This is a genomic window from Acinetobacter sp. YH16044, assembly GCF_013417145.1.
Lineage (GTDB): Bacteria > Pseudomonadota > Gammaproteobacteria > Pseudomonadales > Moraxellaceae > Acinetobacter > Acinetobacter amyesii.
On record NZ_VPEK01000049.1, the window covers coordinates 1 to 11,147 of the forward strand.

General features: G+C 40.9%; 11 protein-coding genes. 4 read left to right on the plus strand and 7 right to left on the minus strand.

What is annotated here, in order from left to right; translation table 11 throughout:
- Window positions 1–597: 597 nt before the first annotated feature.
- Window positions 598–1,830: a tyrosine--tRNA ligase gene (gene tyrS, locus FTV38_RS15475; protein WP_171262600.1), complete on the minus strand. Its 1,233-nt coding sequence runs from the start codon at window positions 1,828–1,830 to the stop codon at window positions 598–600.
- 63 nt (window positions 1,831–1,893) lie between these two features.
- Here tyrS and FTV38_RS15480 point away from each other — a divergent pair, with 63 nt between their 5' ends.
- Window positions 1,894–3,021, plus strand: a complete 1,128-nt coding sequence (locus FTV38_RS15480) for an anhydro-N-acetylmuramic acid kinase (RefSeq protein ID WP_078189534.1) — start codon at window positions 1,894–1,896, stop codon at window positions 3,019–3,021.
- A gap of 98 nt (window positions 3,022–3,119) precedes the next feature.
- On the opposite strand, the gene FTV38_RS15485 is transcribed toward FTV38_RS15480, so the two are convergent.
- The 3 genes from FTV38_RS15485 to purE all read right to left on the minus strand — a co-directional run bounded on the left by FTV38_RS15485 (window position 3,120) and on the right by purE (window position 6,790).
- Entirely contained in the window at window positions 3,120–4,406 is a 1,287-nt protein-coding gene (locus FTV38_RS15485; RefSeq protein ID WP_111886090.1) for a lytic murein transglycosylase, read from the minus strand.
- Between the two features lie 733 nt (window positions 4,407–5,139).
- Entirely contained in the window at window positions 5,140–6,261 is a 1,122-nt protein-coding gene (locus tag FTV38_RS15490; RefSeq protein WP_111886091.1) for a 5-(carboxyamino)imidazole ribonucleotide synthase, read from the minus strand.
- Window positions 6,262–6,277: 16 nt separating this feature from the next.
- The gene (gene purE, locus FTV38_RS15495; protein ID WP_078189531.1) at window positions 6,278–6,790 is read right to left on the minus strand and encodes a 5-(carboxyamino)imidazole ribonucleotide mutase; all 513 of its coding nucleotides are present in this window, start codon (window positions 6,788–6,790) and stop codon (window positions 6,278–6,280) included.
- A 216-nt stretch (window positions 6,791–7,006) separates the two neighbouring features.
- Here purE and FTV38_RS15500 point away from each other — a divergent pair, with 216 nt between their 5' ends.
- Complete coding sequence (locus tag FTV38_RS15500; RefSeq protein ID WP_180022933.1) at window positions 7,007–7,456, plus strand: hypothetical protein; 450 nt, start codon at window positions 7,007–7,009, stop codon at window positions 7,454–7,456.
- 25 nt (window positions 7,457–7,481) lie between these two features.
- Here the strand turns inward: FTV38_RS15500 and FTV38_RS15505 are convergent, their stop codons facing one another.
- Window positions 7,482–7,820, minus strand: coding sequence for a DMT family protein (locus FTV38_RS15505; protein WP_078189529.1), 339 nt, complete (start codon window positions 7,818–7,820; stop codon window positions 7,482–7,484).
- A 274-nt stretch (window positions 7,821–8,094) separates the two neighbouring features.
- On the opposite strand from FTV38_RS15505, the gene mpl reads away from it, so the two are divergent.
- The gene (mpl, locus tag FTV38_RS15510; protein ID WP_180022934.1) at window positions 8,095–9,459 is read left to right on the plus strand and encodes a UDP-N-acetylmuramate:L-alanyl-gamma-D-glutamyl-meso-diaminopimelate ligase; all 1,365 of its coding nucleotides are present in this window, start codon (window positions 8,095–8,097) and stop codon (window positions 9,457–9,459) included.
- 61 nt (window positions 9,460–9,520) lie between these two features.
- Here the strand turns inward: mpl and FTV38_RS15515 are convergent, their stop codons facing one another.
- The gene (locus FTV38_RS15515; RefSeq protein WP_180022935.1) at window positions 9,521–9,991 is read right to left on the minus strand and encodes a BLUF domain-containing protein; all 471 of its coding nucleotides are present in this window, start codon (window positions 9,989–9,991) and stop codon (window positions 9,521–9,523) included.
- Between the two features lie 209 nt (window positions 9,992–10,200).
- Here FTV38_RS15515 and FTV38_RS15520 point away from each other — a divergent pair, with 209 nt between their 5' ends.
- On the plus strand, window positions 10,201–10,536 hold the full coding sequence (locus tag FTV38_RS15520; protein ID WP_180022936.1) for a hypothetical protein: 336 nt from the start codon (window positions 10,201–10,203) through the stop codon (window positions 10,534–10,536).
- 57 nt (window positions 10,537–10,593) lie between these two features.
- Here the strand turns inward: FTV38_RS15520 and FTV38_RS15525 are convergent, their stop codons facing one another.
- Window positions 10,594–10,920, minus strand: a complete 327-nt coding sequence (locus FTV38_RS15525; RefSeq protein ID WP_180022937.1) for a GNAT family N-acetyltransferase — start codon at window positions 10,918–10,920, stop codon at window positions 10,594–10,596.
- Window positions 10,921–11,147 lie beyond the last annotated feature (227 nt).

The following is an 11,147-nucleotide window of genomic DNA, read 5'->3' on the forward strand; positions in this document are numbered from 1 at the left end:
TACTTCATGTACAACCATCATTTTAAAGGCGAAGCTATAATCACGTTGTGTGCGTTTAACTCGTTGTTCTTGTGCATGTTCCATAAAATAAGTCTCTTAAGGTGTAAACTTATTTCAGGACGGGACACAGAGTAAAGACATTTTAAAGCTCGATTGAATCGGGCTTTTTTTCTGGCGCAATTAAAGTCTTTAATACAGAAATGAATGTGATTTTTGAAAGGAATAGCTCAATTTTACAAATAAAAAAGGGAAAGATCTCTCCCAAAATCTTTCCCTTAGAATTGAATCTTTAGTCGATCCATCGTGTAGTTATTATAGTTATTTGTTAACTCACTAAAAAAAGAGTCCCTTGGGGAAGAGACTTATAAAAAGTGGAGCTATCGTTATGTACCCTCTAGATGGTATATATCTCTCTAGATGAATAAATCTTATACATAAAATTCAAGAAATGCAACACATTTGGCAAAATTTAAGTGTTGTTTTTATAAGGTTTTTTTTGAATTTGCTTATTTATATTATTAATATATTAATTGGTAAAAAAAAGCAGGCCGAAGCCTGCTTTTAATTCAATAACTTAACTAAAAATTCAAGAATTTATTAGTCGGTAAAAGTTACTTTTGCGATCGCTTTTTTGCTCGCTTGGATAATCAAAGTTTTGTTTTCTGACACAGCATAACCTGCATCAACCACTTCCCAATCCACTTTCACTGCACCACGACCAATTGCATCTTTTGCTTGAGCTGCATTTTTAGTCAAACCCGCTTCACGCAAAATAGAAGTAATGAAAATCTCACCACCAAATGCGCCACGAGAAATAGTCACTTCTGGTGTACCTTCTGGAAGTTCACCTTCAGTAATCAAGTTGCCTGCACCTTTGTGCGCATTTGCCGCAGCTTCTGCGCCATGGAAACGCTCAACCAATTCAAGTGCAAGAATTTTCTTCACTTCTTGTGGATTACGACCTTCAGCCACTTCTTTAAGTAACTGTTGAATTTCTTCAATCGATTTAAAGCTCAACAAGTCAAAGTAACGTTCGATCAAATCATCTGGCATTGAAAGCACTTTTTGGTACATCGCACCCGGTGCATCAAATACAGCAATATAGTTACCCAAAGATTTAGACATTTTATTTACGCCGTCTAAACCTTCAAGAATCGGCACAGTAATGCACACTTGAGATTCTTGGTCATAACGGCTTTGTAATGTACGACCCATCAGCAAGTTAAAGGTTTGGTCGGTACCCCCCAACTCTACATCCGCTTCTAGCGCAACTGAATCATAACCTTGCACCAATGGATATAAAAACTCGTGAATCGCAATCGGTTGATGGCTGTTATAACGTTTAGTGAAGTCATCACGTTCCAACATACGTGCCACAGTTTGCTGTGAAGCCAACTGAATCAAGTCAGCAGCAGTTTTTTGACCAAACCACTCTGAGTTAAACACAACTTTAGTTTTCGCTGGATCTAAGATCTTAAATACTTGTTCTTGATAAGTTTTAGCATTTTCTAAAACTTTTTCACGTGACAACGGTGGACGCGTAGCACTCTTACCCGTTGGGTCACCGATCATGGCTGTATAGTCACCAATCAGGAAGTAAACTTCATGACCTAAATCTTGGAAAACTTTTAATTTATTAATCAGAACCGTATGACCTAAATGTAAATCAGGTGCAGTCGGGTCAAAACCCGCTTTAATTTTTAATGGGCGATTCTGCTTTAATTTCTTAAGAAGATCTTCTTCAGAAATAATCTCATGTGTGCCTCGTTGGATGAGGGCAAGTTGTTCTTCAGCCGGCAGGAAATTTGACATCACAAAATCCAAATAGATCAGTTATACAATTTGTGCGATATACTAACACTTTTTCAGCACATTGCAGGCTTAAGAATCATCATGACAGCGATCTACATTGGGGTAATGACCGGCACAAGCATGGATGGTGTCGATATTGTTGCTGCTTCTTTTGATCCTTTAGAGATTCATGCGACGCTCACACTTCCCTTTGACCCAGACCTTCGTGATGAACTGATGGCCCTCACCTTGCCTGATGACAACGAAATTGATCGCATGGGTAAGGCAGACGTTGCATTAGCTCAAATGATCGGTCATGGCATCAATGAATTGATCGAGAAAAATCAGCTAGATCGTAGTCAAATCAAGGCGATTGGCTCACATGGACAAACCATTCGCCACCGTCCTGAACATGGTTTTACCCTGCAAATTGGCGACCCCAATATTATTACCGAACTCACTAAAATCCCTGTGATTTCAGACTTTCGCCGCCGCGATATGGCTGCGGGTGGTCAAGGCGCACCTTTAGTTCCTGCGTTCCATCAAGCGCTTTTCCAACATGACACCATTCACCGTGTGATTTTAAATTTGGGTGGCATTGCCAATGTCAGCATGTTACCTGCGGGTAAACCTGAAGATGTCTATGGCTTTGATACAGGCCCTGCCAACATTTTAATGGATGCTTGGTGCGAACGTTATACTGGTCAGCCGTATGATGAAAATGGCAACTGGGCGGCTTATGGTCAGCCTATTCGCAGCCTGCTCGACCGCTTACAAGCGCATGAGTTTTTCTCTAAGGAACCGCCAAAAAGTACAGGTCGTGAAGACTTCAATCTAGAATGGTTAGATGAACAGATTCTCGATTGGCGTGGAGATCTCGAATATGACGAACTCGAAGATACGCCAGAAAACATTCAAGCAACCTTAATGAAACTCACCACACGTGCCATTAAAAAAGCCATTTACCGTTCTGATATGGATACCGGTGAAGTCTATGTCTGTGGTGGTGGTGCATATAATTCACACCTTTTAGAACAACTGCGCTGGCGTCTACGTAAACATGAATGGACGGTGCAAAGTACCGCAGATTTAGGCTTAAGCCCAACATGGGTGGAAGCGACGGCCTTTGCTTGGTTGGCGATGCGCTTTGTCAATCAGCTTAGTGCAAATTTACCAAGTGTGACGGGTGCTGCTGGCTATCGTATCTTAGGTACAATCACTGCGGTTTAAGAGTCAAAAACATATAAAAAAGGTCTGCAATTGCAGACCTTTTTTATATAGACAAGCTTTTATATAGATTAACTACTATATAAAAGCATAGCTAAAACTTAATTCATCATTGCCTTGGCATGTTCATTACGGAAAGCCTGTAAAATCTGCTGTCCCGCCCGACCTGTTGGGCTTAAACCCAGTCGATTTTGCTCTTGTCGAATGGCTTGACGGGTTTTATCTCCAATTAATCCATCCACTTTACCAATGTCATAGCCACGGTTAAGTAAAAATTGTTGAATCTCACGTCGTTCCGCACGTGAAGTCCCAGGATCATCGGTTGGCCATGTCGTACTAAAGCCACCCTTGCCTTGTAAGCGATCGGATAAATGCGCAATCGCTAATGCATAACTTTCTGCGGCATTGTAGCTGTAGATTGCATCGAAATTTTTAAACACCAAGAATACAGGCCCACTTGCCCCAGCCGGTGCCATTAATCCAGCTTGGCTCGATCCAGAAAGGTTACCTTGAATTAACGGCGTGCCATCGGCACGCTGCAAACCACGATTCATCCAGCTATCTAATGACTTTTTATTACGCCGACTTTCACCACTGATCGACATTCCTTCTGGAATTTTTACTTCAAAACCCCACGGCTGACCAGTTTGCCAACCACGCTTTTTCAGGAAGTTGGCCGTAGATGCCAACGCATCCGTGGTACTCGACACCAAATCACGGCGGCCATCACCATCAAAATCCACGGCCAGTTCTTCATAGGTACTCGGCATAAATTGGGTATGACCAAATGCACCTGCCCACGAACCTTTCAATTGTGATTCATTTAAATCACCACGCTGCAAAATCCGCATGGCTGCAAAAAACTCGCCACGGAAATAGCTTTGGCGGCGCCCTTCACAACTTAAAGTGCCCAATGACTGTAATAAAGGATAGCTACCCGCAATATCACCAAAATTACTCTCCACCCCCCAAACCGCGACCACGGTTTCAGCAGGCACACCATAAGCCGCCGCGACACGGTTTAATACATCACGATGCTGCGCCAATTTCTGCCGACCCAGTTGTACACGCTCTTCATCCACCAGTCCTGACAAATAGTCCCAAATCGGTGTTGAAAACTCAGGCTGATAGTTGAGCTTTTCAATCACAGAATAATCAGGTGTTAAATTTTGTGTATAGCGATCATAAGTTGACGCATTCACACCAGCATTCATTGCTTGCGAGCGCAAATTGGCTAAACAGCCTTGAAAGTTATTTTGTGGTGAAATGCTGCTTGTTGCAGGCATGCTCGACGCATTGACAGACTGACCATTAATAATCAACTCGGCATTTGCCTGAGTTATTGCCAAAAAAGCAGTCCCGAAAACAAATCCTAAGTGATGCTTCATACCCTTGATCTTTTTTTGAATTTAAATTGTTGCTTTAACAATAGCAGCTCAAAGCAAAAGTTAAAGGTTCAAAACGTAAATTTAAATTCATAATTTCTACTTATTTAAATTCATTTTTTAAATTTGAATTCAAAAGCAGTTATCCACAATCTTGTTTTAAATTCATTACAAACCAAACAGCGGTTTAAATTTAAATTCAAAACTTTTAAATTTAAAAATAAACTGCATGTAGAAAAAGTTATCCACAAATTCAAAATGGCGTGACAATTCATTTTTTATTGTTGATAATCAAAATATTATAGTTCTTAAAAGACTCTCTTTATAGATCCAATAAGTCTGATCAACTTTTAAATTCAAATTTTTTAAATTTAAACACAACGAAATGAATTCATTTTTTCAAATTTAAATTCATAAACTTTGAATTCATTGTTTTCGGTATCGGATTTTTTGAATTCAAATTCATGGTTTAAATTTAAAAACACAATTTGAATTCAAAACACATTGGTTATTTTTGATTTTGATTCACACACATCGCAGGCCATTGATACGGAAAAAACCATACGAAGATTCGCGCAGAATATTTATAAACGAACGAACACTTTATGATCAATAGTTTCTTGTCGTTTCACCGATAAGCGGTGTGATTTTGCAAAGAGGCGCAATGATGCCCGAACTACAGCGATAAAAAAAGCGGCCATGTGCATGACCGCTTTTTTATCATTCAAACTCAGGTTTAAATGGTCATATCTTCGCTAAGTGCCAGTGGATTCGGCAAAATTTTCGCCAAAGCACGACATAAAGCTGTTAATTCAGCAGTATCATTCGGCATTAAAGTGATGTGACCGATTTTGCGGCCTTCACGCTCTGTTTTGTTATACAGATGCAAATGCGCGCCATTCAGTGCCAATACATCTTCAGATTTCGGATGTTGGCCAATGATGTTTACCATGACCGTTGGACGAACAACTTCAGTCGAACCCAAAGGCAAACCTGCTACAGCACGAATGTGGTTTTCAAACTGTGAACACACTGCACCTTCAATCGACCAATGCCCCGAGTTATGCACACGTGGCGCCATTTCATTGGCATATAAGCCTTTATCGGTCACAAACAGTTCTAGCGTCAAAACACCGACATAATTCAAATGATTGAGCAGGCGAGTAATGTAGTCTTGCGCAACTGGTTGTAAGTCTGCGCTGTTTGGCGCAGGCACAATCGAATGCGACAAAATGCCGTTGTGGTGGTGGTTTTCCGCCAATGGCCATGTTTTCACATCACCGTCTTGACCACGCACCGCAATGATTGAGACTTCACGTGAGAAGGTTACAAAGCTTTCCGCAATCAATTCACCAGCAGGGCCCAGTTCAGCCCATGCTTGATCCATTTGCTCAGCGCTACGTAGCACAAATTGACCTTTACCGTCATAACCGCCACGCGATGTTTTCAGTACAATGGGTAAACCCAGTTCAGCAACAGCGGCTTGTAAACCCTCGAAAGATGTCACAGCCTTATAAGGTGCAACTGGGATAGCCAATTCATCAAACAAAGCCTTTTCGGACAAACGATGCTGTGCAATCGCTAAAGCTTGGCGCGGTGGGTGCAATGCTTTGTTCTTGGTCAACACATCAACATCTGCTAACGGAGTATTTTCAAACTCTAAGCTGAAAACATCTGCGCTCTGAATGAAATCTTGCAAACCATTTTCAGCTTGAGTCGAAATCACTGGACCCAGCGCTGCAGAAGGGCAGTCGGTACTCGCTTCAAAGAAGGTGCATTGAATGTTTAAAGGCAATGCCGCTTGCGCCATCATGCGACCAAGCTGGCCACCACCAAAAATACCAATGGTTTTATCCATGAGAAATGCCCCTTAATTAAGCTTGACCCGGAATATTTTTACTCGCCACTTTATCGGTTTGCGCAGCACGGAAATCTGCAACATTCTTTGCAATTTCAGGACGTGTTAAACCTAAAATTTGTGCCGCCATGATCGCTGCATTGGTCGCACCCGCTGGGCCAATCGCCAAAGTACCAACTGCAATACCTGCTGGCATTTGCACGATAGACAGTAATGAATCCACGCCGTTTAAAATTGATGATTTTACCGGTACACCAAGTACAGGTAGGTCAGTCTTGGCTGCACACATACCTGGTAAATGCGCTGCACCGCCAGCACCGGCAATAATCACTTGAATACCACGATCACGTGCGGTTTCAGCATATTCGAATAATCGATCTGGAGTTCGGTGTGCAGATACAACTTCCGCTTCAAATGGGACGCCAAGCTGTTTCAGCATATTGGCAGTGTTTTCTAGCGTTGCCCAATCCGATTGAGAACCCATGATAATTCCAACGAGAGGAGTGTCTTGTGAAGCGGCCGCATTCATTGCAATGTTTCCAGAGATTAAAGTAAGAGAGAGTAAATCTCGACTAGAGCCAAGCTTTAATAAGAGCCCCATATTATAGACTGAAAATTCATCTCAATAAAATTTAACGGTTGTCTTTAAAGAGAAAACTCCATAATATTTTGATGAAAATATTTTTATTTTTTTCAATTTTATAAAAACTTTTATTAAATCAATATTTATAACAACACTTTAAATATGAAACAGATGTTTATCCTACTTACTCTAGCCCTAAGCTCTCAAAGTTTTGCCCAACTCGTTCAACTCAATACGAACCAATTTGTGAAAGAATTTAACCTTTTACAGCAACAAAAAGACTATAACGGCCAAATTAAGAGTAATGGCTACATCCACGAAAAATTTTTAGTCACTGGCAAATCGATCATTGATAAACGTGAGTCGGTCAAGATGACAGGCTATTACAAAGCAGATGATGGCCGTGATAAAATGTATTCAAGTTCAAAATATCGTGTGTATTGTGATGACCAAAGCTATGTTTTTGCACTCATGGACTTTGAAGCAGACGGTCAAATGACTGTACTGACCAGTGAAAGTGATTATGCCTTTGACTATGAAGATCCCACTCCACGAGACCGTGAGTTTAGTAAAGTCCTCAAAAATGCCTGCAAACACGCCTCACTTAAATGATCAGAGCCATGCAGCATTGGATCAGTTAAGCACTGCGAAACACGAAATAGACACATCCAAAAAGGCATAAACCTGCCCACAAATAGTCCAACTTAAAGGGTTGTTTAAAAAGGAAAATCATAAATGGAACGAAGACCAATAGCGTCACGACTTCTTGTGTGATTTTCATTTGACCCAAAGACCACCCATGTTTGGCCAACAGTCGCGTTGCTGGGATCATAAAACTATATTCGAGTAATGCTATAGCCCATCCAAATAAAATCGCTTGCCAGAGCGGCGCATCATGTAGAAATTTCAGATGTCCATACCAGGCCAAAGTCATAAAACAGTTGGAGATAATCAATAAAAATAGGGCAAGTGACATAAGCAATCAAGATCGCAAAAAATTGCGCTTATTGTACGTTTTTCATCATGATTTCGCGCCTATTTTCCGTGTTTTTATCCTCAAGAAAATTGCGTACATTTGATCAGTTACGTGCTCAATCTTTTTGCACGATCTCATACAAAAAAATCTATCTTTTCGCTAAGACCCTTGCTATGGTTGCTCTCAAATGAAATTAACCTTTTCAACCAAATCTATAATGACAACACCACAATAACAAAGTGATGTGTCGATAAAAGCAGTGGAGTTAGAACGAATGCATCTGCATATCTTGGGTATTTGTGGCACCTTTATGGGTTCATTGGCGCTCTTGGCGCGTGATTTAGGACATAAGGTGACGGGTTCAGACCAAAACGTTTACCCACCAATGTCTACCCAATTGGAAAATGCAGGCATTACCTTAATGCAAGGCTATGACCGTAGCCACCTTCAACCACACCCAGATCTCGTGATTGTCGGCAATGCAATGAAACGTGGCATTGATGCAGTGGAATACATGCTGAACGAAGGCCTGCCTTATATTTCTGGCCCACAGTTCCTTGCAGACCACGTGCTACAAGGTAAACATGTCTTAGGTGTTGCAGGCACCCATGGTAAAACGACAACAACGACCATGCTCGCTTGGGTCCTCGATCAAGCAGGTTTAGAACCAGGCTTTTTGATTGGCGGTGTGCCATTGGGTTTCACTGAGAGTGCACGTTTAGGCGGTGGAAAATACTTCTGTGTAGAAGCCGATGAATACGATTCTGCATTCTTCGACAAACGTTCGAAGTTCGTGCATTATCATCCAAAAACGGCGATTTTAAATAACCTTGAATTTGACCATGCCGATATCTTCGACAACTTGGCGGCGATTCAAAAACAATTCCATCATCTAGTGCGTACTATTCCAAGTGAAGGCCGTATCATTGCGCCCATCACAGAGACAAATATTGATGAAGTCTTGGAAATGGGCTGCTGGACACCTGTAGTGCGTACATCTTTAGATGCCAATGAAAAGTCTGAACTGTACGCAGAACAACTATCGAACGATGGTTCTCACTTCAAAGTATTACAACACGGTGTGGTAAAAGGCGAAGTCAAATGGAATATGACTGGGCAACACAGTGTAGCCAATGCTTTGGCAACCATTGCTGCGGCTGAACATGTCGGTGTTTCGATTGAAACGGCGTGCGAAGCACTTTCAAACTTTGGCGGTGTAAAACGTCGTATGGAGCTTTTGGGCACAATCCGTGGCATTGAAGTGTATGACGACTTTGCACATCACCCAACGGCGATTGATACCACGTTAGAAGGTGCGCGTAAGCGTCTGGGTCAACGTAAGCTTTGGGCGGTAATCGAACCACGTTCTAACACCATGCGCATGGGTAGCCATAAAGATGGCCTTGCACATTCTGCACGCTTAGCGGATGAAGTGATTTGGTATCAACCTGAAGGTTTGGATTGGGATCTACAGCCTGTGATTGAAGCTGCTACGAATAAAGCTGTGGTGGCTCGTTCACTGGATGACATCATTCAAACCATCGTAAGCGAGGCAGGCGAGGGCGATGCTGTGGTGATTATGTCGAATGGCGGTTTTGGTGGTTTACATCAGAAGTTGATCAGTGCATTAAAAGCCTAAACCCACTAGATAAAATAAAAAAAAGCCCGCTGCGCGGGCTTTTTTTTTATTCACACTCAGCTTAAAAATAATGCTGATAGCCTCGGTTTTTATAGCCAGAATCCAGCTTAACCGGCTGTTCAACATTTTCTAACCTTAACAATGTCGTTAAGAACGCCTGAATTTGTTCCGTATTGAGCAGGTCTGGTTGAAAGCTTGAATGTCCAAAGCGCTGGAACAAACTGGCAATTTCACTATGTCGATTGACATATTTCATCGACCATTTTGAAAAATCGATTTGATCAATACTTTGATCAGGATAACGCACAATATCCTGATGCCGCGTATCTTGCATAATATGCTGAAAAAGCTGTTCGAGTGCCGCATGCTCACCTTGCAGGCATTGGAAGAATCGGCCTTCTGCATAGTACAGCACGCCAAAAATACGCTGTTCGTTATTGAAGCTGCGGGCTTTCACCAAAATATCACTTAAATCTTGTATTAAATCAAATTGTTGTTCTACACGTGTACTGGCATAACAGAGTTGTATCATTGTGTTTATTCTTAAAGTATTTGCACGATTTTAACGTATAAAGCGCTACAGGATGAGTAAATATTTGTATATTTTTTAATCAAATGTGCTTTTTAACTTACAACAGAAAACCAAGATCACGTATACCGATATCACCTTCATTTTTTTAAACTCATACATATTAAAACAATGAAATTATTTCCATTTGAAGATGAATAAAGAGGCCGACCATGCTCAAGAATTTACTCATTTTTTTATCGATCACTTGTGTATATTTTGCTGCCTTGATCATACTGAATAATTTTGGCGTTTCAGATTTTTTAAATGTCGTTATTTGCTCATTTATTTTAGGAATAACACTGCGCACCGTGATTCCTCACTATCTCATTTATTTACTAATGATGATGACCATTGGCAGTATTTATTTTGTACTGAATGACTTTGCATTATTAAATATCATGTGTTTAAGCTTGGTTTTAGGAATATTGATCTGCTCGATTTTGTTCCAATTGTGGCCACATATCGTCAAAACACCATCAACGCTGTTGAAACTCAAACTCAATTGAGCACCACTCATTTTTTAAACTTTCATACAGATAAAAACGCCCGCATCGCGGGCTTTTTTAGGCTTGAACATCGGCTAATGTCTGGTCTCGACGAAACATCACCTCTACATAAGAACAGGTTGGAATAATTTTTAAGTGTTTCTCACGAGCGAACTCCACCAAATGATCCAATAACACACGAGCAACCCCTTGCCCACGTAAGGAATCATCTACCCATGTATGATTTGCCACAATGCTGTGTTCATCACGCCATAGATAACTCATTTCTGCGAGCCGTTCACCCTCAGCATTTAACTGAAAAAATTCACCTTTTTGACCGTTATCTTGATGTTGCATAGTCACTGTTTTTTCTTCCTTTTTATGAAAAAATACACCGTGTAACAAACGAGAAAGTGATTGGTACAGAACTTAAACGACCTATATTCAACTGTAGGTGATAATAAATCCGTACACCTTTCACATTAGGGTCTGTTGACATTTGTTGATTAAAAAAATAGCGAGATAGTAAAATTAAATCGCCAAACCCAATTTTACACTCGCTATGCCTCGAACAATGCTAAATGATCAACACTGGTCCAAGTTACTTGCTATTTTCCGTCACTTTAATATTT